Annotated in this window: 17 protein-coding genes; 7 read left to right on the top strand and 10 right to left on the bottom strand. The window is 65.1% G+C overall.

The window, feature by feature from the left end; all coding sequences use genetic code 11:
• The first annotated feature begins 24 nt into the window (after positions 1 to 24).
• Complete coding sequence (locus A3AC_RS0127970; RefSeq protein WP_025602810.1) at positions 25 to 1,461, top strand: aspartate aminotransferase family protein; 1,437 nt, start codon at positions 25 to 27, stop codon at positions 1,459 to 1,461.
• 201 nt (positions 1,462 to 1,662) lie between these two features.
• The gene (locus A3AC_RS0127965; protein ID WP_025602808.1) at positions 1,663 to 2,124 is read left to right on the top strand and encodes a hypothetical protein; all 462 of its coding nucleotides are present in this window, start codon (positions 1,663 to 1,665) and stop codon (positions 2,122 to 2,124) included.
• Here the strand turns inward: A3AC_RS0127965 and A3AC_RS0127960 are convergent.
• Positions 2,097 to 2,978 (bottom strand): LysR family transcriptional regulator, encoded by an 882-nt coding sequence (locus tag A3AC_RS0127960; RefSeq protein WP_025602807.1) that lies wholly within the window; start codon positions 2,976 to 2,978, stop codon positions 2,097 to 2,099. The genes A3AC_RS0127965 and A3AC_RS0127960 overlap by 28 nt on opposite strands.
• A gap of 132 nt (positions 2,979 to 3,110) precedes the next feature.
• Here A3AC_RS0127960 and A3AC_RS0127955 point away from each other — a divergent pair, with 132 nt between their 5' ends.
• Entirely contained in the window at positions 3,111 to 3,896 is a 786-nt protein-coding gene (locus A3AC_RS0127955; protein ID WP_025602805.1) for a TerC family protein, read from the top strand.
• A 213-nt stretch (positions 3,897 to 4,109) separates the two neighbouring features.
• On the opposite strand, the gene A3AC_RS0127945 is transcribed toward A3AC_RS0127955, so the two are convergent.
• The 4 genes from A3AC_RS0127945 to A3AC_RS0127930 all read right to left on the bottom strand — a co-directional run bounded on the left by A3AC_RS0127945 (position 4,110) and on the right by A3AC_RS0127930 (position 7,817).
• Positions 4,110 to 5,966, bottom strand: coding sequence for an HAD family hydrolase (locus A3AC_RS0127945; RefSeq protein ID WP_025602803.1), 1,857 nt, complete (start codon positions 5,964 to 5,966; stop codon positions 4,110 to 4,112).
• Positions 5,967 to 6,013: 47 nt separating this feature from the next.
• The gene (locus A3AC_RS0127940; RefSeq protein WP_025602801.1) at positions 6,014 to 7,060 is read right to left on the bottom strand and encodes a glycosyltransferase family 4 protein; all 1,047 of its coding nucleotides are present in this window, start codon (positions 7,058 to 7,060) and stop codon (positions 6,014 to 6,016) included.
• A 171-nt stretch (positions 7,061 to 7,231) separates the two neighbouring features.
• Positions 7,232 to 7,507 (bottom strand): hypothetical protein, encoded by a 276-nt coding sequence (locus A3AC_RS0127935; protein ID WP_025602799.1) that lies wholly within the window; start codon positions 7,505 to 7,507, stop codon positions 7,232 to 7,234.
• A 49-nt stretch (positions 7,508 to 7,556) separates the two neighbouring features.
• Positions 7,557 to 7,817, bottom strand: a complete 261-nt coding sequence (locus tag A3AC_RS0127930) for a DUF2934 domain-containing protein (RefSeq protein WP_025602797.1) — start codon at positions 7,815 to 7,817, stop codon at positions 7,557 to 7,559.
• A 426-nt stretch (positions 7,818 to 8,243) separates the two neighbouring features.
• On the opposite strand from A3AC_RS0127930, the gene A3AC_RS0127925 reads away from it, so the two are divergent.
• The 3 genes from A3AC_RS0127925 to A3AC_RS0127915 are packed head-to-tail and all read left to right on the top strand — an operon-like array spanning position 8,244 to position 13,773.
• Positions 8,244 to 8,843 (top strand): DUF2760 domain-containing protein, encoded by a 600-nt coding sequence (locus tag A3AC_RS0127925; RefSeq protein ID WP_025602795.1) that lies wholly within the window; start codon positions 8,244 to 8,246, stop codon positions 8,841 to 8,843.
• Entirely contained in the window at positions 8,840 to 10,699 is a 1,860-nt protein-coding gene (locus tag A3AC_RS0127920; protein ID WP_025602793.1) for an Hsp70 family protein, read from the top strand. The genes A3AC_RS0127925 and A3AC_RS0127920 overlap by 4 nt, the downstream gene beginning before the upstream one ends.
• A complete protein-coding gene (locus A3AC_RS0127915) occupies positions 10,696 to 13,773 on the top strand; it encodes an Hsp70 family protein (protein WP_025602791.1) in 3,078 nt (1,025 codons plus the stop codon). Before A3AC_RS0127920 ends, A3AC_RS0127915 begins: the two co-directional genes overlap by 4 nt.
• A gap of 134 nt (positions 13,774 to 13,907) precedes the next feature.
• On the opposite strand, the gene A3AC_RS0127910 is transcribed toward A3AC_RS0127915, so the two are convergent.
• On the bottom strand, positions 13,908 to 15,386 hold the full coding sequence (locus A3AC_RS0127910) for a DUF1254 domain-containing protein (RefSeq protein ID WP_025602789.1): 1,479 nt from the start codon (positions 15,384 to 15,386) through the stop codon (positions 13,908 to 13,910).
• 343 nt (positions 15,387 to 15,729) lie between these two features.
• Positions 15,730 to 16,476 carry a glucose 1-dehydrogenase gene (locus A3AC_RS0127905; protein ID WP_025602787.1) on the bottom strand — a complete coding sequence of 249 codons (747 nt, stop codon included), beginning with the start codon at positions 16,474 to 16,476 and terminating at the stop codon, positions 15,730 to 15,732.
• 557 nt (positions 16,477 to 17,033) lie between these two features.
• Between A3AC_RS0127905 and A3AC_RS0127900 the strand changes: the two genes are divergently transcribed.
• On the top strand, positions 17,034 to 18,374 hold the full coding sequence (locus A3AC_RS0127900; RefSeq protein ID WP_025602785.1) for a TAXI family TRAP transporter solute-binding subunit: 1,341 nt from the start codon (positions 17,034 to 17,036) through the stop codon (positions 18,372 to 18,374).
• Between the two features lie 42 nt (positions 18,375 to 18,416).
• Here A3AC_RS0127900 and A3AC_RS0127895 read toward each other — a convergent pair whose 3' ends face one another.
• The 3 genes from A3AC_RS0127895 to hpnI form a co-directional block, all read right to left on the bottom strand.
• Positions 18,417 to 19,325 (bottom strand): ProQ/FinO family protein, encoded by a 909-nt coding sequence (locus tag A3AC_RS0127895; protein WP_025602783.1) that lies wholly within the window; start codon positions 19,323 to 19,325, stop codon positions 18,417 to 18,419.
• 138 nt (positions 19,326 to 19,463) lie between these two features.
• A complete protein-coding gene (hpnK, locus tag A3AC_RS0127890; protein ID WP_025602781.1) occupies positions 19,464 to 20,333 on the bottom strand; it encodes a hopanoid biosynthesis-associated protein HpnK in 870 nt (289 codons plus the stop codon).
• Positions 20,323 to 21,696: a bacteriohopanetetrol glucosamine biosynthesis glycosyltransferase HpnI gene (gene hpnI, locus A3AC_RS0127885; protein ID WP_025602779.1), complete on the bottom strand. Its 1,374-nt coding sequence runs from the start codon at positions 21,694 to 21,696 to the stop codon at positions 20,323 to 20,325. The genes hpnK and hpnI overlap by 11 nt, the downstream gene beginning before the upstream one ends.
• Between the last annotated feature and the right edge of the window lie 10 nt (positions 21,697 to 21,706).

Raw genomic sequence — 21,706 nt, 5'->3', positions numbered from 1 at the left:
AACAAAGCAAACCTGGAGAGCACAATGAGCTACAGAACCGAAGAAGTCGCCTACGTGCAGCCGGCACAGTCTGCCGCGAGGTTGCACGTCGAACAGCAACGCAGTACCGCTGAGTTCCGCGCGCTCGACGCCGCGCATCACATTCATCCGTTTTCGGATATGGGCGCGCTCAACCGCAGCGGCAGCCGCGTAATCGTCAAAGCGCACGGTGTTTACCTGTGGGACTCGGAAGGCAACAAGATTATCGACGGCATGGCCGGCCTGTGGTGTGTGAACGTCGGATACGGACGCAAGGAACTCGCCGATGCCGCCTACCTGCAGATGCAGGAATTGCCGTACTACAACACGTTCTTCAAGACCACTCACCCGCCGATCATCGAATTGTCGGCGCTGCTTGCCGAACTCGCGCCGGAGCCGTTCAATCACTTCTTCTATTGCAACAGCGGTTCGGAAGGCAACGACACCGTGTTGCGCATCGTCCATCAGTATTGGGCCACGCAGCGCAAGCATTCGAAGAAGGTCGTGATTTCGCGCAGGAACGGCTACCACGGCTCGACGATCGCGGGGGCCACGCTTGGCGGTATGGGCTATATGCATGAGCAGATGCCCTCGAAAGTCGAGAACATTGTCCACATCGACCAGCCGTATTTCTTCGGCGAAGCTGCAAGCCATCAGACGCCCGAAGAATTCGCGCTGGCTCGCGCACAGCAACTTGAAGCGAAGATCCTCGAAACAGGCGCTGAAAACGTAGCCGCGTTCATTGGCGAACCGTTCCAGGGCGCGGGCGGCGTGATCTTTCCGGCGCCGACCTACTGGCCGGAAATTCAGCGTATCTGCCGCAAATACGATGTGTTGCTGGTCGCGGACGAAGTAATCGGCGGCTTTGGCCGAACAGGAGAATGGTTCGCTCATCAGCACTTTGGCTTCGAGCCCGATCTGATGACGCTCGCGAAGGGGCTCACCAGCGGCTATGTGCCGATGGGCGCCGTCGGCGTGCATGATCGCATCGCGACGGCGATTATCGACAACGGCGAATTCAATCACGGTCTCACCTACTCCGGGCATCCAGTCGCGGCGGCCGTGGCGGTGGCAAACCTCAGGTTGCTGCGCGACGAGAAGATCGTCGAGCGCGTCAAGATGGATACGGGGCCCTACTTCCAGAAGCAACTGCGCGACACCTTCGCGAATCATCCGATCGTGGGCGAGATTGCCGGCGCCGGACTCGTGGCCGGAATACAACTCGCGGAACAGCCGTCGGCGGGCAAACGCTTTGCGAACGGCGGTGATGTGGGCGCCCTCTGCCGCGACTTCTGCTTCAATGGCAATCTCATCATGCGCGCAAGCGGCGACCGTATGCTGCTGTCGCCGCCACTTGTCATCAGCAGGCAGGAAATCGACGAGATTGTCGCGAAGGCAAAAAGCGCCATTGACGCCACTGCACGACAACTCGGCATGGCATAACGGTGTGCCCGATCCGGCACGCGCGCAGCGGTGGTTCGCGCGCATTGCCGGTTGTCCTGCAAACGCCTGCTTCATGTCATGATGGCAAAGGTTCGGCTTTACCGAAGTTTAACTTCGCAATTGGCAGGTTTATACGATACGGATATTGCCGCAGACTGGGACCATCTTCAACACGGACATCGTCCGCAAAAGGACCCGATCATGCGAGCCTATCCGCGTAACAGCAAAGAAGCAGCAGCACGTATCGTCGCACTTGCCCTCACTTCAGACGGCTACGTATGCAGCTCGGAGGAACGGGCGCTCGAGAAGCTGAACATAGCCGGCGAACTTGGCCTCGCGCCCGCGCAATTCGCACAGATCGTACAGGCGCTTTGCGAGGATCGCTCGATCGCGCAGCTATCGTGCGTGCCTCCCATGGGCTGCCTCGACACTGCGCTGCTCACCACGCTGATCGACGAGATCGACGATCCCGCGCTGCGCCGCAAGGTCATTCGCCTGTGCGTCGCGGTGACGGTAGCCGACGACTACCTGGCGGACGGCGAAATCGCCCTGCTCGCCGCAGTGTTCGACGCATGGGGACATGAACTGAGACCCGCCGCGAGCCGCCATGGACTGCCGTCGCGTGTATTGCGTGACTATGAGCGCGCAGTGGCCACCACCTGAGACGCCAGCGCGTGATGCTGGCCACGGCGCGAGCGGATGGCGTGAATCTCTTCGATCACGCCCTCCGCGCGACCCAACGGACGCAAGCCGCGCAGCAGCGATAGATCGTCCGCCCCGAGTTCCGCGAGTGGAAACACGCCGAGGCCGCGCGCGGCGAAGACCGCCATCAGCGCGCTGTCCTCGAACTCGCCGACAACGCGCGGCCGGATGCCCTGCGAATCGAACCAGCGGTCAAGCCGCGCGCGCAACGCGGCATGACGCGTAGGCAGAAGCACCGGAATCTCGGCAAGACAGTGCGGAAAGCCCGCTCTCGCGGATTTGCGGACGATTTCCGCCGGACCATACCAGTCGACCGGCGCGCCCACGAGCCGCTGGCTCACCACGCGCAGATCGGAATTGTGCGGCGCGGGCTGACAGGCGAGCACCAGATCGAGCCGATGTAGCGCGAGCTCGGACAATAGCTGTGCGGGCTCGCCCTCGTGACACAGGAGCCTGAGCGACGGCGTGCCCAGCACAGGCGCGAGAAGCGCGTGAGCCGCGAGCTTGGAGATGCCGTCGGAGAGACCCACGGCAAGCCGGGCAACACCTTCGCCGCTCGCCTCGTTCATGTCGTCGAGCAGCGCCTCGCCGAGCTGAAAAATCTGTTCCGCGCGGCTGAACGCCGTCTCGCCGGCTTCGGTCATCGTCACGCCGCGGCCGGCCGGCTTCAGCAGCTGACGCCCAATGGATTTTTCAAGCTCGCGCACCTGCGCGCTGATTGTCTGAACCGCCATATCGAGCCGCTCGGCCGCGCGCGCAAAGCCGCCCTCCTTCACGACGATCCAGAAATAATACAAGTGGCGATAGTTGAGCATGGTGTGATCGACAGAAATTGAGGTTCGAAAAAACCGATCTGTCGCTCAGCTTAACACTGGTTTATCCGATTCATGCGCCGGGCGATCATGATCGCTATTCCATCGTTTATCTCATCCACTCGCTCCGAACTCATGGACACTCTGCTCGCACTCGTTGCCGACCCCACCGCATGGGTAGCGCTCCTCACGCTTGTCGTGATGGAGATCGTGCTGGGCATCGACAACCTCATCTTCATCTCGATCCTCAGTAACAAGCTGCCGCAAGCGCAGCGCGCGCGCACACAGCGCCTCGGCATCATGCTCGCACTGGTGTTGCGGCTGGGGCTTCTCGGTACGGTCGCGTGGATCGCGCAGTTGACCGCGCCCGCGATCACGCTGTTCGGCCACGCATTCTCATGGCGCGACCTGATTCTGCTGGGCGGCGGTCTCTTCCTTGTATGGAAGGCGACGCGTGAAATGCACCAGCACGTGGCGCACGCGCATGGAAACGCGGAACGCAGCAGCGCCGGCAGCACCGTGCAATTGACGGTGGCGGGCGCGATCGGCCAGATTCTGCTGCTGGATATCGTGTTCTCGGTCGACAGCATCATCACGGCTGTCGGCATGACAGATCACATGCCGATCATGTTCCTTGCTGTCATCAGCGCGGTCATGGCGATGCTGTTCGCCGCGCGCCCGCTGTCGCAATTCATCGACCGTAATCCGACTATCGTGACGCTGGCGCTGAGCTTCCTGCTCGTGATCGGCATGACGCTGATCGCCGAGGGCTTCGGAACGCATGTGCCGAAGGCTTATATCTATGTGGCCATGGCGTTCTCCGCGTTTGTCGAAGCGATGAACATGCTGACCCGGCGCAGGATATCCTCCAGGCCCCACCGGGCGATGGAGAGCGGGAACAGCGAAGCAGACAACGCATAAGCCGTCGCGAAGGACACGAAATCCACGTGCGCGCGCTCTTCGAAACGCTCGCAACCCTGCGCGAGTCTGAACGCACGAGCGGCGCACCGGCGAAGCTGACGAATCCGGCGCAGCCGGACACGCGTCGCCGCACCGCGCGCAAAGACAACCCCAGTGTTGCGCGGGTCGATCACCCAGCGTGAGCGTCACGCTTGAATTAGTACGGTATCCGGATTATTTTTCGCTTCGTTGCGTTTCGCCGTTCGCCGCTGTCGCGCGCTGTCGCCCGCCATCGGCCGTCGCATCGTCCGCCGCCGCATCGCCGTTTTTCGCCGTCAGCACCGCGGGCATCGACGGATTTTCCGGCTGCGTGTAGCGCTCCTGTACGGCCGCCTTGATCCGCGCGAGGCTTTCGGCTGCATCGAGCGAAGCGTCCTGCTCGATCTGCCGCGCCTGCGCCGCGAGGTCCGGGTCGCCGATCTCCTTTTCGAACCAGCGCGAATAGTCGCCCCGCTCGCGGTGATACTGCCACGTCGGCGCATCGACACCTTCTGCAATCTCGACGAACAGCACGAGATTATGAGCACGCAGATTCAGTACGTGCTCGGGCCCGCGGAAATAGAAACTGCGCTCCGGAATCAGCAGCCCTTCTGCGTATTTGCGCCGGTGCCTGAGCCGATGCTTGCTGCCCGGCTCGAGCCGGATCACGCCTTCAGGCGCCGGCGAGTCGAGGCGCCATAACAACGCCTGGCCCGTTTCCAGCGCGGTTTCCTGAAGCTGCGGCTCTGGCTTTCCTGCGGCTTTCGCGAGTTCCTGCACGGCCTTGCCGGCGCTCGGGCCCATCGCGAGCAGCAGGTTCACCTGGCGCAGGAACGTGCCGTCCAGTTGCTGCGGAGACACGGTGATTGCGAGCGCTGTCTCCAGGGTCTGCGGAATGGTCTGGCTCGCACCCGCCCATCCGGCCGGAAACAGATGATGCGCCTCGTCGAACACGAGCCAATGCGGCCGCCCGGTTCGCATCCGCAACTGCTGCACCTCGAGCAGCAACGAAGCGCAGAACGCCGGCCGCTCGGCCAACGGCACGCGCAGCAGATTGACGGCCACCGCCGAACGCGGAGGACGCAGCAGCAGTTGCACGACTTCGTCGATGAGCGGCGCAGTGTGCGCATCGCCGACCACGATTGTGTCGTCGTCATTCTGATAGTCGCCTTCGGGGTCGATGATGCACAACTGCAGATGCATTCCCGCAAGGCGTTCGAGCAGACCCGCGCACGCGGTCGACTTGCCGCATCCAGATTCGCCCGCGAGCAGCACGACCGAACCGTGCGCGGCGCAGTACAGCTCCGCGGGTTCGCCGGCGTCGCCGGATTCGCGAGCATGCCCGATCAGCACGCGGCTGCGCTGCGCCCTGCTCGCACGTTCGCGCAGATCGTCCTTGACCAGCGCGTCGACCAGTTCCGCGACACCCGCGCCCGCTGCCTGGCTCGTGACCATATCGGCGTGTTCCTTGAGCGCCGGCAGCGCATTGGCGACCGCCACCGAAAAGCCGCACGCATCGAGCAGCGCATGGTCGTTTTCCGCGTCGCCTACGCCCGCCACATTGAACGGCGACAGCGCAAGTTCGTCGAGCGCCTCGCGCAAACCGCTTGCTTTAGATATGCCCGGCGACACGATCATCACCGCCTCGCCGTTGAAGATGATCTGCAGACCGAGGCCCAGATCGCGAATGACTGCGAGCGCGATCTGCTCGGCGGGCTTCATCGTCGCGACCAGCGTCTCGCTGACGCTGAAGTGGCGCAGGCCGCGGCTTCGCAATTCGTCGACGAACGCCGGCGGCGGCGGCGGAGCCAGCAGGCGCCGCGTGCCCGTGGACGGCGTGTACAACACGCCGCCGTTTTCCGCGACGACTCGCGAAAACAGATCGAGCCGCGGACAGATCTCGAGCAGGTCGTCCATCTCGCGGCCGCTCACGAGGATCGGCTGGCGGCCCGAGGCGCGCAGGCGTTCGAGCGCGTCCCACGTCGCATCGGCGACGCGTCCGTCGGACGCGAGGGTGTTGTCGTAGTCGGTCGCAAGGGCAAAAAATCGCATGGAAAGCGCTCCGTGGTCCCCGTTCGTTTCTCTGGTTTCGCCGTGTTTCAGCCGGCCTGCAGCGGTTGCGCGTCGCGCACCATCGCTTCGTAAATGTGGATGTATTGATCGACCATGCGCTCCACCGTGAAGCGGCGCTCGAAGGCCGCCCGGCACGCGGCGCGGCTGATACTGTCGAGCTTCGCCAGCGCGTCCACGGCTTCGTCGACGGAATCAACCAGGAAGCCCGTCACGCCATGTTCGACAATTTCACGCGCCGCGCCGTGATCGAATGCGATCACCGGCGTGCCGCACGCGAGCGCCTCGATCATCACGAGGCCAAACGGCTCCGGCCAGTCGATCGGAAACAGCAACGCGCGCGCTTGTCCGAGGAAATCGTTCTTGCAGGCATCGTCCACTTCGCCGCAATACTCGACATGCGGCATCTGGAAGAGGCCCGCGATCTCCTCTTCGAAATAGGCGCGGTCGCCATTGTCGATTTTCGCGGCGATGCGGATCGGCAGACCCGCGCGCCGGGCAATGTCGATCGCGCGGTCGGGCCGCTTGACGGGCGCGATCCGGCCGAGAAAGGCCACGTAATCGCCGGGCTTTTCGTGAAAGCGCAGCAGATCCGCGGGCAGGCCGTGATGAACGGTGGCGCGCCAGTCGAGCCACGGCAGCGGCGCACGCTGCGCGTTCGAGATCGACACCAGCGGCATGTCGGCGAACTGCCGGTAAAGCGTGCTCAGGCCCGGCACGTCGAGCCGCCAGTGCAAGGTGGTCAGCGATGCGCAGCGCAAACGCCGGGCGAACGGAAAGCTCGCGTAGTCGGTATGAAAATGCACGACGTCGAATTCGTCCGCGCGCTGCACCACTTCCTCGAGCATCGCGAAATGGAACGCCTGCGGATCGGCGCTGTCTTCAATCAGGCGAATCGCGCAGTCGCTGCCCGAGACGAGCCGCGCTCGCGTGCGTGAGTCGCCGCTCGCAAAGAGCGTCACGTCGTGGCCTCGCGCGACGAGACCGTCCACGAGCCATGCGACCACTCTTTCGACGCCGCCATACGCCACCGGCGGCACCCTCTCGTACAGCGGCGAAACCTGCGCGATACGCATGCCGTGCTCCGTTCGACGAACCGATGCGAGACGCGCCGCATGGTGCATGCCCGCCAATGTCGCGCGTGAGCCGCGGCAGTTTTCGCGGATGGAAAAATGTACAGGCCGGCAATGAAATTAAGCGTACCGCTCTCTGCGTGGTGAGCGGGCGCCATCGGCTTGCACGGAGCGCTAACTGATCGGGCCGCTGTAGCCGTCGGCGGGCGCCGCCGGCTCCGCGCCCTCGGCGCGCTCGACGTGTTCGTCGATCCACGCCGTCGCGCGCTCGCGCGCGAATTCGAGCGCCTCGTGCTCGTCGACGAAATCGCGATGAAACTCCATGTCGTGCGTGTCGTCGCCCGAACTCACGCTGCCTGGCGTGACCTCGATCCTTGCATGCGCGACGATCGTGCCGCCGTCGACGCCAGCCGTCAGATGAACGATGCACCCTCCGTATTCGAAATCCATGATGCCCTCCCGCGTGTCGTGGTTATGCCGCGCGTTGTGCCGGTTGCGGCTAGCTGCTGCCGGGCGCGTTGCCGGCCCCCTCGGGGCTGTCATCGCCGATGTCTTCCGCGGCGCGGCGCCCCTTGCTCGATTGATCGACGGCGGGCGGCGGCGCCGCCTCGCCCGCTTCGCCTTCGGCTTCGATTTGCGCCTGAGCGCGCGCCCAGTAATCGTCGGCTCGTCCTTCCGGCGAGCCGTCGCTTTCCCACAATTCGTATGCGCGCTTGCGGATGCGGTCCTCTACGGTGGGTTCGCCCGGCAGGCCGTCCATGGCAATCTCCAAACGTTCGTTGTCAGTCGAAAGGCGCGCACGCGATGCGCCGCCGCGCCGTCAGGCGAGCAAAGCGCGTTCCTATGGGCAGTACGTGCGGCGCGTGGGTGTATGAGCGTGTGTTTGCGTGAAGCGGCACGGCAGGCACAAAGACGCGGTTGCGTTCGCCCCCTCAAATCCGCCAATCTGGCCGCGTTCGCGCACGAGAATGTGCGGGTTTGCCCGCAGCCGGCGCGTCACAGGGCAAAATACGGGTTTTGCGCGTGCATCGCGCCGCTTGTGACGGGCCGGTCCGCCGCCGCTGCCGGCGCCGCCGGCTTTCGCCAAAGAAGCATCGCCCTCGGGCGCCGTTGCTGTTTTCGCCTGGCGCGCCCGCTCCCGGACACAGGACAGCTCGTCCTTTAACAGAGCATCTCAGGAGCATTTATGAACGATTCGAACCCATCCTTCCTCGGCAGGATCACGCTGGCCGTCAGCGCGTTTTTCCGCATTCTCGCCGACGGCGACTTCGCCGCCGCGGTATTGCGCGTGCGTGACGGCGGCGCGCCTGTGCAAACCGCGACGCAAACCGCGACGCAAATGCCAGCGCCCTCGCCCTCGCCTGCAGCCGCACCGAAGGCTGCGCCCGCGCCCGCACTGAAAGAAGCCAGCCCGGACGCCGCATTGCAACTGCTGGGTCTGCTGCAACGCGACGCGCGCTTCATCGACTTCGTCGAGGAAGACATCAAGCGTTTCAGCGACGCCGATATCGGCGCCGCCGCGCGCCTCGTGCACGAAGGCTGCCGCGCGACGCTGCGCGAGCACTTCACGATCCGCCCGGTGCGCGACGAAGCCGAAGGCAGCCGCGTCACGCTGCCGGAAGGTTTCGATGCGAGCGCGATCCGCCTGACGGGCAACGTCGTCGGCAAGGCGCCGTTTGTCGGCAGCATCAGTCACCGTGGCTGGCGCGTCGACGAAGTGCGTCTGCCGAAGCTCGCGGAAAGCCATAACGCAAAAGTGATCGCGCCGGCCGAGGTGGAACTATGAGCGGCGCGCGTTATTCGATCGGCATCGACCTGGGCACGACGCACTGCGCGCTGTCCTATGTCGATACCACCGCGAGCGACGGCGAAAAGACCACGCTGACGGTGCTACCCATCGCGCAGTTGACGGGCCCCGGCGCAATCGCCGATCTCGATCTGCTGCCCTCGTTCCTGTATCTGCCGCACCCCGACGAACTGGGTTCCGGCGATCTCTATCTGCCGTGGACCGGCGAGCGGGACTTCGCGGTCGGCGAATTCGCGCGCAGCCGCGGCGCGGCGACGCCGATCCGGCTCGTCTCCAGCGCGAAAAGCTGGCTGTGCCATCCGGGCGTGGACCGGCGCGCGGCGATCCTGCCGAACGATGCGCCGCCCGAAGTCGCGCGCGTCTCGCCGCTCGAAAGCTCGGTGCGCTATCTCACGCACATGCGCGAGGCGTGGGACCACGCGCATCCCGACGCGCCGTTTCGCGAGCAGGACATCACGGTGACGATTCCTGCCTCGTTCGACCCGGCCGCGCGCGAGCTGACCGCCGAAGCCGCCGAGGCCGCCGGCTATGGCCGCATGACGCTGCTCGAAGAACCGCAAGCCGCGCTCTATAGCTGGATTCAGAAGAGCGGCGGCCAATGGCGCAAACAGGTCAAGGTCGGCGACATCATCCTCGTGGTCGACGTGGGCGGCGGCACGACCGACCTCTCGCTGATCGCGGTGGTGGAGCGCGAGGGCAATCTCGAACTGCATCGCGTGGCGGTCGGCGAACACATTCTGCTCGGTGGCGACAACATGGACCTCGCGCTCGCGCACGTGGTCGCGCGCAAACTGGCGGCGCAAGGCACCCAGGCCGACGCGTGGCAACTGCGCGCGCTCACCTACGCATGCCGCACGGCGAAGGAAACGCTGCTCAGCGACCCGACCACCGATACCGTGCCGCTCGTCGTGCCGAGCCGCGGCTCGAAGCTGATCGGCGGATCGATTCGCACCGAACTCACGCGCGCCGAGTTGACGCAGACGATTCTCGAGGGCTTTTTCCCGCAGGTGGAGAGCGCCGCGCGGCCGGTGAGCCGCACGCGCGCGGGCCTCACGCAGCTCGGCTTGCCGTATGCGCAGGACGCGGGCATCACGCGGCATCTGGCGGCGTTTCTCGGCAAGCAGGTCGGCGCGCTCGCGGACTTGGAAGGACTGCGCCCCGGCACGACCGAGGCCCCGGCGCGCGAGGCGAGCTTCCTGCATCCCACGGCGGTGTTGTTCAACGGCGGCGTGTTCAAGTCGACGCTGCTCGTCGAGCGGATCATGGGCACGCTCAACGGCTGGCTCGCCGCGGAAGGCGCGGCGCCGGCGCGCCTGCTCGAAGGCGCGGATCTGGATCTGGCCGTCGCGCGCGGCGCCGCCTATTACGGCTACGTGCGGCGTGGCCAGGGCGTGAGGATTCGCGGCGGCACCGCGCGGGCCTACTACATTGCGATCGAATCGGCGATGCCGGCCGTGCCCGGAATGGAGCCGCCCATTCAGGCGCTGTGCGTCGCGCCGTTCGGCATGGAAGAAGGCACCGAGGCGGAATTGCCCGCGCAGGAGTTTGGGCTGGTGGTCGGCGAGCCGGTGCATTTCCGCTTCTTCGGCTCGTCGGTGCGTCGTCAGGATCAGGTCGGCACGCTGCTCGACTTCTGGGGACCCGACGAACTTCAGGAACTCGAAGAAATTCAGGCGACCCTGCCCGCGTCGGGCCGCACGGCCGGCGAGGTCGTCCCCGTGAAGCTGCACGCGCGCGTGACCGAAGCGGGCACGCTCGAACTGGAAGCCGTGCCCCGCGGCACGGATGAGCGCTGGAAAGTCGAATTCGACGTGCGCGGCAACGTCAATGCATGACTGACATGAAGCGGTACAGCGTCGGCATCGACCTCGGCACGAGCAACACGGTGCTTGCGTATGCAGAGGCCGGCTCGCGCGAAGTTCGCGTGTTCGGGATCGAACAGCTTGTTAGTCCCGGCGAGGTTGCCGCGCGGCCGCTTCTGCCCTCGGTGCGCTATCACCCGGCGCCGGGCGAGCTCGAGCCATCTGATCTGCAGTTGCCGTGGAGCGCGGCGCCAGCTGCTGCTCGACGCCCCGCGAACGCTGACGAAGCAAGCGGTTTGGGGCAAAACGCCGGTCGGTCGGGCGCGGGTGAGCGAGCGGACAAGCACGCAAGTGAGCAGGCCGCTGCTGGCGCAGGCGGCTCCACCGCCCCTCTCCGAGGTGCTGACGACGCGCCACCCGTCGTAATCGGGAGACTTGCGCGCGTGCTTGGCGCGCAAGTGCCGGGGCGCCTCGTGACGAGCGCGAAAAGCTGGCTCTCGCATGCGTCCGTCGACCGCGTCGCGCCGATCCTGCCTTGGGGCGCCGCCGACGAGGTCCATAAAGTCTCCCCAGTCGAAGCCAGCGCGAGCTACCTCGCGCATGTGCGGGCGGCATGGAACCAGCGCTTTCCGGAGGCGCCGCTCGAACATCAGGACATAGTGCTGACGGTCCCGGCCTCGTTCGACGAAGGCGCGCGGGCTCTCACCGTTGAGGCGGCGCGCATGGCCGGGCTGCCCGCGCTGCGGCTGCTCGAAGAACCGCAGGCGGCGTTCTACGACTGGCTCTTTCATCATCGCGAACGGCTTGCCGAAGAACTCGCTCACACGCGTCTCGTGCTGATCTGCGACGTCGGCGGCGGCACCACGGACCTCACGCTCATCGAAGTGAGCATGGCCGATGGCGAGCCGCAACTCACGCGTATCGGCGTGGGCAACCATCTGATGCTCGGCGGCGACAACATGGACCTCGCGCTCGCGCATCTGGTCGAAGCGCGGCTGTCGGGCGGCGGCGAGCGCGCGCGTTTGTCGGCGGCTAGCCTGTCGCAACTGGTCGAGCGCTGCCGCGGCGCGAAGGAGCAGTTGCTCGGAGCGGACGCGCCCGAGTCCGCGTCGATCACACTGCTTGGCGCGGGCTCGAAGCTGATCGGCGGCGCGCGCACCGCCCAGATCACGCGCGAAGAAGTGGAGCGCGTCATCGTCGACGGATTCTTTCCGGACGTGGCATCGCACGAACGGCCTGGGCGGCCGCGCGGCGCGATCGTCGAGTTCGGCCTGCCCTATGCGACGGATGCCGCCGTCACGCGCCATATCGCGGCTTTTCTGAACCGCTTCGACGCGCAGTCGCGCAAGGCGCTGGGTTGGAACGACGGCGACGCCAGCGCGGGCGTTGCCGTGCGTAGTCATGATGCCGACGCTCCCGCCGTTGCGAACGCTGTCTCGACCGCCGGCGCGGCGAGCGACGAGCCGTCCCCGCTTCCCGTACCCGACACGCTGCTTCTGAACGGCGGCGTGTTCCGCGCACAGCCGTTGCAGCAGCGACTCGCCGACACCTTGGGCGCGTGGCGCGGCGAGCCGCTTAACGTGCTGCACAACGACAATCCCGACGTCGCGGTCGCGCGCGGAGCAGTTGCCTACGGCCTCGCGCGCGCGGGCGGCGCGCCGCGAATCGGCGGGGGCTCGCCGCGCAGCTATTTCCTCGTGCTCGACGATACTGCGCAGGTCAAGCGTGAAGCGCGCGGAGCGCACGAACCGCATGAAGCGCCGCCCGCGCAACGCGGCATCTGCCTGCTGCCGCGCGGCACCGAGGAAGGCCACGAAATTCTGATCGCGGACCGCACGTTCGCGCTGCGGCTCGGGCATCCCGTGCGTTTTCACCTCGTGTCGTCGAGCGCGGACACGGCGTATGCGCCCGGCGAACTCGCGGACCTTGCAAGCGGCGACTTTGTGCGCCTGCCGCCCATCGCGACCATCGTTGCGCCGCGTGGCGCGGGCAGTGCCCGCGAGCGAGCGGTGCGCATCGCGACCTCGCTCACCGAGGTCGGCACGCTCGAAGTGCACTGCATCGACCGGGACAATCCCGCCGAGCGTTGGCTGCTCGAATTTCAGCTGCGCAGCGAGCACGCCCAGGTGAACCTCGCGGATGATGCGGCGACCGTGCGGCATCCGCGGCTCGACCAAGCCATCGAGCAGATCGACCGCTCGTTCGGTGCGCGCTCGCAAAACGTCGATAAAAAAGAAATCAAACGCCTGCGCTCGCAGCTCGAACATCTGCTCGGGCCACGCGAGACGTGGAACAGCGCGCTTTTGCGCGAGCTGTTCGGCGCGCTGTGGGAACGCGCCAAGCGGCGCCGCCGCTCGGCGGATCATGAGCGGCTCTGGCTGAATCTGGCCGGCTATTGTGTGCGCCCGGGCTTTGGCTATCCGCTCGACGAATGGCGCGTCGAGCAACTGTGGTCGCTATTCGACGACGGTATTCAGTACGTCCAGGAAAGCCAGGTCTGGTCCGAATGGTGGACGCTGTGGCGCCGCGCCGCGGGCGGCCTCGACGAAAGCGCCCAACTGCGCGTGCTCGACGCGATGACCTATCTGCAAACGGCGGCGCAGTCGCGTCACAAGCTGCCGTTCGACGTGTCGAAAACCGGCATCGCCGATATCGTTCGCCTGAGCGCGTCGCTCGAGCGTATTCCGGTGGAACGCAAGGTCGAGCTCGGTGAATCCGTGCTCGCGCGTTTGCTGAAGCCTAACGAGAACCATCAGAGCTGGTGGGCTGTCGGGCGAATCGGCGCGCGCCAGCCGTTTTATGGCAGCGCGCATAACGTCGTGCCGCCCGAGGTCGCCAGCCGGTGGCTCGACGCGATTCTTGCGCTCGACTGGAAGAAAGTCGATCCGGCCGCGTTTTCCGCCGTGCAGATCGCGCGCATGACAGGCGACCGTTCGCGCGATCTGCCGGACGACACGCGCCATGCTGTCATACGCAGGCTGGAAACGACGAACGCGCCGCGCGCGTGGATTGCGATGGTCAGCGAAATCATCGAGCTCGACAACGCGGATGAGGGGCGCGTGTTCGGCGAGTCGCTGCCGGCAGGATTGAAGCTGATTTCGGACTGAGCGGTTCCGGCGAGGCATGGTTGATTGGGCCGCTGATGCCACGGTGCATTTTGCAACTCGCTATGGAGCGCCGACGTAAGCTCCCAAAACGGTGATGCAGGAGACCTACGACGGCGCTCGATCAACTGTGCGAATTACTGGGCAAGCAACACTGGTGGAGGGGCCCACGAGCCGTCGATCATCCCGGTCTTAGGCCAATAGGCCCGCAGGTATAGCGAGAACGGTGCTCCGTCCGGTGCTGGTAGCCAGTTAGTCTCCCTCCCGGCGCCGGGTGAATCGGCCTGCACGTAGATCGTCAGTGAGCCGTCGGCATTGAACTTCAGATTGCGGTTCTTGGTGCCTAGCGAGTAACGCTTAAGGCGGTTAGGTACAAAAAAATGAGCGCTGTCGTACATGGTCAGCGACCAGAAGCCGTCGACGGGCGGGGTCTGGCCTTTGGGGAATGTGACCACATAGCGATTGGCGCCGGAGAGCCGCTGTCCGTTGGCATCGAGGTCCTGGTACAGGTACTTCGTTTCTGTCGGCGCATTGACGAGTATGTTCGACTTGGCGACCGCCGTGCGGGTGAAGTAGTCGGTGCCGAATGAGGCGTTGTTTCCAGTCGAGGTCCAGTGATTTCCCGATGGCCGGCCCCAGTTGCGGAACTGCAGCAGCGGATCAATGAGCTCGCGCTCCGTTTTGACCGCTTCATCAATCATCGCACGCTTGAGTGCAGGATCATCCTTCGCTGCGGCGAGCACGGCATTGATCTGCGCGTAGCGCGCCTCTTCGCCCGGCAATGGTGGCGAGTCCTTCAACACGAGGGGCAATTCATCAAAAAACTTCTCCGGCACGACCCATTTCGTCTCGCCGGAACTGTCATCTCCGGTGGGCGATCGAAGCGCGGGTAGCTGGCTCCAGTCATGACGCTTGGGCTTGCCGTCGAATTCGGATAACGGGTAAATGTCGATCCCCGCAATTGCAGGCTGAATTGCGGCGCGATCCTCCGCATTGTCGTCCATGAATACCCGCGGGACCACGAAGGCCGTGTTGGTGCTGGACCGGAATACTTTCGTAATGCCGGCCGGGACCTTGCCGTTCCAGTCCGGGCCGACCAGCAGATAGAATCCCGGCCGCGTGCCGTACATTGCGCCTAGCTGCGCGAAGCTGTCGGTTCGCGTATTCACGATCTGGTAAACCCAGAAGCGGGTCCCAAAATCAGGAACCTGCACTACGACGGGTGTCTCGTCCAACGCTGCAATTCCCGCGCCGTAAGCGACGTCCTGATTCGGACAGGCAACCCATCGCTGCTCCGGCTGGATGTAGTCGTGCAGCATGGCGAGCCGGTTCAGCGGCGCGTAGGGAACCGTGCCGTTCATCAGCCCGACTTTTGGTGCTTGCTTGAACGCGAGCCGGCGGTTGTAGATGTTGACCATCGGCCACGCCCAAAAATATGTGTCGCGCGCGACCATCCGGGCGTAGGTCTCGGTGATCCGGACACTCGCATCCGGTCCACCAGGCATCGCCTCGTTCCAACCGGGCGATGGCGACATAGCACCAGCATGCCCCGCGCTGGCAACGGTCAGTAATGCGGCGCAAACGGCGGCGACAACAAGTTTTTTCTTGGTATTCACAATCGCTTCCTTTTTCAGAGAGAGCCAACATTGGCTCTGTTGGTGCGCCCAACCAGGAAAAAGTAGATAGTAGACGCCGTTGACTACGGTCCAGCGGACCATAGTTTCAAAACGCAAGTCCATGTCCGACCGGCAGCCGCCTGCCGGTCAGTACGGCGAACGTAACGATACTCACTTGTAGCGGGCAATTGGACCCCCCCTTTTTGGGGGGGGCGCAGACATCAGGTGCGACTGTCCCGTGCACGCGGGCAGTCGTCGGAACAAGAACTTGCAAAAAAAAAGCGGCACCCGAAGGCGCCGCTTGCATCCACTTCATGGCTCTTCCCAAAGAGCCAACGCTTTCTTATCGCGCCCCGCCGCTCGCGATCAGACTTTCGCCGGTCAACCAGCGAGCGTCGTCGGATGCGAGGAAGGTGACCACATCGGCGATATCGTCCGGCTGGCCGATACGCCCAAGCGGCGTCGTGCTGAGCGCCCACGCTTCGAGGTCCGAACCGATGATGCCCGCGCTATGCGTGCCTTCGGTCGCGACCATGCCCGGGTTCACCGAGTTCACACGGATCTTGCGCGGCCCGAGTTCCTTCGCGAGCACGCCGGTAATGCCGTCCACCGCGCCCTTCGTCGCCGTGTAGACCGCGCTGCCCGGCGGCGTGATGCGGCTCACCACCGAGCTCACGTTGACAATGCTCGCGCCTTCGCCGAGATGCTTGACCGCTGCCTGCGTGACGAGCAGCAAGCCGAGCACGTTCACATTGAAGTGCTTATGGAAGTGCTCTTCGGTGATGTCGTCGATCGGCGCGAATTCGTACACGCCCGAGTTGTTGACGAGGATGTCGAGGCGGCCATACGTTTCGACGGCACTGTCGATAATGCCTTTCGCATCGGCGGCTTTCGATACGTCGCCCGCCACCGCCACCGCCTTGCCGCCCGCGGCGGTGATCGCGGCGACCACCTCGTCCGCACCGGCTTTGCTCGACGCATAGTTCACCACCACTGAGGCGCCTTGCGCAGCCAACGCCTTCGCGATCGCGGCGCCGATACCTTTCGATCCACCTGTTACGACTGCAACCTTACCTGTGAGCTTGCTCATGATCTGTGTCCTTGGATTGGTTAGCGCCGGCATGCTGCCACGGAGATTCGCGGCATTCACGCTGCATCAGCAAAACGCTGCAAGGCGCTGGCACTGCAGACACTTTATGCATCGCCGAAGCGCGGATAAAGCGGCTTCAGGCGAATAGATACGTCAAGGGAGGTGAACAATCGGCAAGCTCGATCCGCGCCGGCGGGTAGGCGAATCTGCGACAGCACGCGCTGCGGCACACTTCGCGGCACATTCAGCACTTGCGCTGCAGCGCGATATGCACGGCGATGCTGAGCAGCACCGCCAATGCACCTAAAGTATCCAATGCAGCAGACAACACGATCGTCTCCTTCGTAGTGGAAGCTACTCATGCTTCAGGAACGATTGCCTGGCTCTTCGATTAAAGGACTTTTGCTACGAATCGGCAATTGCGCGAGCGGCCGCGGGGGGCCGGGGCGAGCAAAGCAACCGCCGGCGAGGCGCGCCGTCAATAGAGCAATCTGCCGACGACAAGTCCGCATGCCGAGGTGGACAATGCTTCCTCCCGGCCACCGCACCGAATGCCTATGAAAGCGCAGCGTCCGCGTCGTTCTCCGCAGTTTCCTCGGGATTCGCTCCATGCCGAGTGGCGCGAACATATGCTGCCTTATATCGTCGTCGCCGCCGTGGCCGCGCTGGTCGTCACGCTGATCGTGTGGCTCGTCGACCCGGCGCCACCGAAAACCATCACGCTGAGCGCAGGCCCACACGACAGCTCGTTTGTCGTCGCCGCCGATCAATACAAAAAGATCCTCGCGCAAAACGGCATCACGCTAAACGTGCTGGAATCCGACGGATCCGTGCAGAACCTTCAGCGGCTGCTTGACCCCAAACAGCATGTCGACCTCGCGCTCGTGCAAGGCGGCGTGGCGAACGGACTCGATACGGCCTCGCTGATGTCGCTCGGCAGCGTGTTCTATGTGCCCGTCGTGGTGTTTTATCGCGGCACCGGCGTGACGCAGCTGTCGCAGCTCGAAGGCAAACGGATCGCCGTGGGCCGCGAAGGCAGCGGCACGCGCCTGCTCGCGCTGCAACTGCTCGATGCGAACGGCATCCTTCCTGGCGGGGATACAACGTTTGTGCCGAGCGACGGCCTGCAAGCGGCCACACAACTCGTCACGGGCGAAGTCGACGCGGCCATCCTCAGCGGCGATTCCGCGACCCGCGGGCTGATGCTGCGCCTGCTTCGCGTGCCCGGCATTTCGGTGATGAATTTCGACGAAGCCGCCGCCTATACGCGGCTCTTTCCTTATCTGGATCAGATCGATCTGCCGCCCGGCGTGCTGGATCTGCGGCGCAAGATTCCGCCTGAAACGGTGCATCTGATCAGCCCGACGGTGGAGCTCGTCGCGCGGACCAATCTGCATCCGGCCATCTCCGACCTCCTGATCGAAGCGGCGCAGGAAGTGCACGGCATGCCTGGCCTGTTGCAGCGCGCCGGACAGTTTCCGAGCCCGGTCGCCCACGAGTATCAGATCAGCGAAGACGCGCAGCGCTATTACCGCACCGGCAAGAGCTTTCTATACCGGACGCTGCCGTTCTGGCTCGCCAGCATTGGCGACCGCACGCTCGTCCTGCTGCTGCCGGTGGCCGTGCTGCTCTTTCCGGCGATGCGGCTGATTCCGGCGCTGTACCGCTGGCGCGTGCGTTCGCGCATCTATCGCTATTACGGTTCGCTGATTGCAATCGAGCGCGGCGCGCTCGCGCAAACGACCGGCGAAGAGCGCGCGCGGCTCTTCGCGGAACTGGATCGGATCGAGGAATCGCTGAATCGGCTGCGCATGCCCCTCGCTTATGCCGACGCGTTCTATGTGTTGCGCGAACACGTCGGCTTCGTGCGCGGCCGGCTTGGCGCTGGGACGCGCTGAACGGCCACCGGACGTTTCAGGTGGCCGGCACGGCGCAGGCTCTCAGGCTTCGGGAGTGGCGGGAGCCGCTTGGGAGAGGTTGGCGGATTGAGCAGGAGCTTTGTCGTCAGGCGACGCATCCGCCGCGCCGGTTTGCGGCTGGCTGTCGTGGCCTGCTTGCGCGATGGGCTGCGCAGCCTGCTGCGAGGCGGCTTGGGTGGCCTGTTGCGAACCTTCTTGCGAGGCGGCTGCTTGTGGCGCTTGCTGCGTAGCTTCTTGCGTGCCGTGCTGCGAAGCGTCTTGCGAACCTTCCTGTGCACCCGCAGCGTCCTTCGGCATTTCCTTCTGCCCATCCGCCGATGCAGCCGCCGCGGCCTTCGCGCTTTTCGCCGCGCGATGCGCCTGCAAGCGCTGTGCGCCCGCCGCTTCCTGAGCCGTGACCTTGCCGGCTTCGGCGCCCGTCAGATCGACGCGTGCGGCGCCTTCCACGAGAGACTTCCAGTAGCGGCTGCCGCGGCACCACGTCTTGATCGCGTCGCGCAACTCGGCTTCGCTCAGCGACAGTTCCTTCGCATGCACGACGAGGTCTTCGAAGATACCGACCTTCAGCGGCAGCTTCGGCGCTGGATTCTTCGGAAACGCATTCGGGAAGCGCTTTTGCAGACGCCCAATGGACTTCACCACCGGATCGACCGGCCTTGCGTCTGCTGCGGGCGCCGCTGCGGCCGCCCCACGGCGCGGCTGCGACGGCTTACCGGCAGGCCGCGCGCCTGGCTTTGCACCGGAGCCCGCGCCCGCGCGGGGCGTCGCGGATTTGCCAACGGACTTGCCGTCGCTTCTGGCGTCGCGCCTTGCCTCCGACCTGCCCTCGGGCCTCGCGCCGGATTTGCCATCGCCCTTGGCGGCGGGCGCAGCCTGCGCGCGTGCCGCGGCCAGTTGCTTCTTCAGTTCAGCGAGTTGTTCGAAACCCATAGCGCACAACCAATCGAGAAAGACGAGATTGTAGCAGCGCGCGGTAAGACGTTCGTGACGGCATTGCAACGCCGTCCGGGCCGCGGGCGGGAGTTTGGCATCGGCTTGCGATCACACTGTGGGACGCACCGTTCGCCGTTAGCCCTCGAATACATCGGCAAAGCCGCCGACTTTTACGCGCAGCTTTCGGATCGCCCGAGCCACGTTCGGCGAAAGCAGCGCCGCCAGTTCCTCGGCGTGCAAGTAGTCGCGCATGCCGTCAGTCAACGCGCGCTCGCCCGCAACGGCAGGGTGGCAGTAAATTTCGCCGACTCCGTCAGGCAGCGAGGCAAGCGCCGCAAGCCACGCGGCTTCGTCCATGCGGCCGCTGCGGGCAATTCCGACCACATAGTCGTTGTGAGCGATCCCCGCGCGGTCGAGCCGCGCCCTCACCTGCGCGATCCAGGGCCTGAGCCACAGCGGCGCATTTGCCTCGAACGGCAGGCGCATCGCCTTCATGCCGAATTCGCGGCCGATCTCGAGGATCAAACCAAGCACTGTTGGATGCAGATGAAAATGCTTGTGCGTATTCACATGGTCGAGCGCGAGTCCCGTCTCTGCGAACGCCTCGAACTGCGCGCGAATTTCCCGCGCGAGCTGCTCGCGCACGTGCGGCAGAAGGAAGAACCGCACGCCGTCGCGAACCATGTCGTTGCCGAATCGGCCATGCTCATCGACCAATGCGGCGATGCCGGCGCGCGGCATGACCGCATCTCCGTCCGCGAGCACGAGGTGAAGACCCACGCGCAAGCGCGGCAACGCGCGGGCCCTCTGTACTGCATCGATCGCCGCCGGCGCGCCGACCATCAGGCTCGCCGCCGCGAGCACGCCGTCGCGATGCGCCTGTTCCACCGCGAGATTGACGCGCGGGTGCAAGCCGAAGTCGTCGGCGGTGACTATCAGCGCGCGCGGGCGCAGCGCTTTGGCATTCGATGCGTGCGGCTCGATGCCGTGCGGATCAGCGGCCATCGGACGCCTCCATGACCTCAATCACCTGCAGCGACCTTGCGCGCGCCGTCGCATGTCCGCTTTCGAGCGGGACGCGCGCGCCGCGCCACACCACGTGCGAACCGAAGGCACCCGCGAACCATTGCAACAGCAGCAACGTATCGCGCAACGGCACGAGCGGCAGATCGCGCCAGAACGCGCGCGCGAACGAATCCGCGGCTGTTCCCGGCAACGCGCGCTGCAATGCGATCTGCTGACGCACGGCGCGCGCATGCAGCAGCAGGCGCGCCGCGACGCCCACCGCTGTCGCGCCGGCGCCGACGAGCGCAGCCGGGCCATGCGGCCCACCATTTGCGCCAGCCGCGAGCGCACCGGTGAGACAGCCGCTCGCCACGAGCCACGGCGTTGCAAACGTAATGAACAGGAATGCGAAGCCGAGCGGATTCACCGAACGGATGGTCCGCAGCCACCGCGTCTCGCGCTGCCATAGCGCGGCCAGCGTCGGCTCGATCACGTCGGTGGCCACCATCACGCGCGAGAGCACGGTTCGCAGCCCCTGCGCCCGCACGTGCTCGGCGAGCCAGTAGTCGTCTGCGAGACAGTTCCTGAGGGCCTCGAAGCCGCCGATGCGCTCGAGCGTCGCGCGCCGCAGCGCAAGCGTCGCGCCGAAGCCGAAGCGGCGCGAGCCGGCCATATGCGCGACGCGCACCGAAGGCGCGAACCATTCGTTGATGAAAAGCGCACCCACTCTCGACCAGAAGCCGCCCACGCCTCGCGCGACATACAGACACGTGAGCACGCCGATGCGCGGGTCGGCCAGCGGCGCGGCGATACTGTGCAGATAATCCGCTTCGACTGCGATGTCGCTGTCGGCAATCACGATCACGTCATGGCGCGCGCGCTTCGCCATGTTGATCAGGTTGCTTACTTTGCGATTGGCGCCATGCACGTGCGTATCGACGACGAGTTCGATATCCAGCGCCGGATAGGCGGCTTGCAGCCGGTGCACGACCGCGATGGCAGGGTCGTCGGGAGAAGACACGCCGAGCACGAGCTGGAACTGTGCGTGGCGCTGCTCGCAAAAGCTCGTCAGGTTTTCATAGAGACGCGGCTCGGTGCCGCACAATGGCTTCAGCACGGTCACGCTGGTCTGCGCGAACGGACAGAACGAGGGTGAGCCGGCTGTCTGCAGTTCCGCGCCATGCACGAGACTGGCGGGCTCGACTGCGCGAGCAGCTTGCATAAACCGGCCAAAGCGGAATGCCGCGCCGCGGCGCAGTGTGAAGAACGGCATTGCGACCGCTGCCGCGAGTGCATACAGCGACGCGCCGACGCAGCCCGCGAGCACGGCCCATTCGCATACTGTCAATGCGTGCGCAGCCATGGCTGGGTTC

Origin of the sequence: Burkholderia sp. WSM2230 (assembly GCF_000472445.1) — a bacterium.
GTDB lineage: Bacteria > Pseudomonadota > Gammaproteobacteria > Burkholderiales > Burkholderiaceae > Paraburkholderia.
This window is presented reverse-complemented; position numbering and strand designations above follow the sequence as displayed.

Bases quoted from the DNA above. Each gene is read 5' to 3' on its own strand.
- A3AC_RS0127970 (WP_025602810.1), top strand. From the start codon at position 25: ATGAGCTACAGAACCGAAGAAGTCGCCTACGTGCAGCCGGCACAGTCT.
- A3AC_RS0127965 (WP_025602808.1), top strand. From the start codon at position 1,663: ATGCGAGCCTATCCGCGTAACAGCAAAGAAGCAGCAGCACGTATCGTC.
- A3AC_RS0127960 (WP_025602807.1), bottom strand. From the start codon at position 2,978: ATGCTCAACTATCGCCACTTGTATTATTTCTGGATCGTCGTGAAGGAG.
- A3AC_RS0127955 (WP_025602805.1), top strand. From the start codon at position 3,111: ATGGACACTCTGCTCGCACTCGTTGCCGACCCCACCGCATGGGTAGCG.
- A3AC_RS0127945 (WP_025602803.1), bottom strand. From the start codon at position 5,966: ATGCGATTTTTTGCCCTTGCGACCGACTACGACAACACCCTCGCGTCC.
- A3AC_RS0127940 (WP_025602801.1), bottom strand. From the start codon at position 7,060: ATGCGTATCGCGCAGGTTTCGCCGCTGTACGAGAGGGTGCCGCCGGTG.
- A3AC_RS0127935 (WP_025602799.1), bottom strand. From the start codon at position 7,507: ATGGATTTCGAATACGGAGGGTGCATCGTTCATCTGACGGCTGGCGTC.
- A3AC_RS0127930 (WP_025602797.1), bottom strand. From the start codon at position 7,817: ATGGACGGCCTGCCGGGCGAACCCACCGTAGAGGACCGCATCCGCAAG.
- A3AC_RS0127925 (WP_025602795.1), top strand. From the start codon at position 8,244: ATGAACGATTCGAACCCATCCTTCCTCGGCAGGATCACGCTGGCCGTC.
- A3AC_RS0127920 (WP_025602793.1), top strand. From the start codon at position 8,840: ATGAGCGGCGCGCGTTATTCGATCGGCATCGACCTGGGCACGACGCAC.
- A3AC_RS0127915 (WP_025602791.1), top strand. From the start codon at position 10,696: ATGACTGACATGAAGCGGTACAGCGTCGGCATCGACCTCGGCACGAGC.
- A3AC_RS0127905 (WP_025602787.1), bottom strand. From the start codon at position 16,476: ATGAGCAAGCTCACAGGTAAGGTTGCAGTCGTAACAGGTGGATCGAAA.
- A3AC_RS0127900 (WP_025602785.1), top strand. From the start codon at position 17,034: ATGAAAGCGCAGCGTCCGCGTCGTTCTCCGCAGTTTCCTCGGGATTCG.
- A3AC_RS0127895 (WP_025602783.1), bottom strand. From the start codon at position 19,325: ATGGGTTTCGAACAACTCGCTGAACTGAAGAAGCAACTGGCCGCGGCA.
- hpnK (WP_025602781.1), bottom strand. From the start codon at position 20,333: ATGGCCGCTGATCCGCACGGCATCGAGCCGCACGCATCGAATGCCAAA.
- hpnI (WP_025602779.1), bottom strand. From the start codon at position 21,696: ATGGCTGCGCACGCATTGACAGTATGCGAATGGGCCGTGCTCGCGGGC.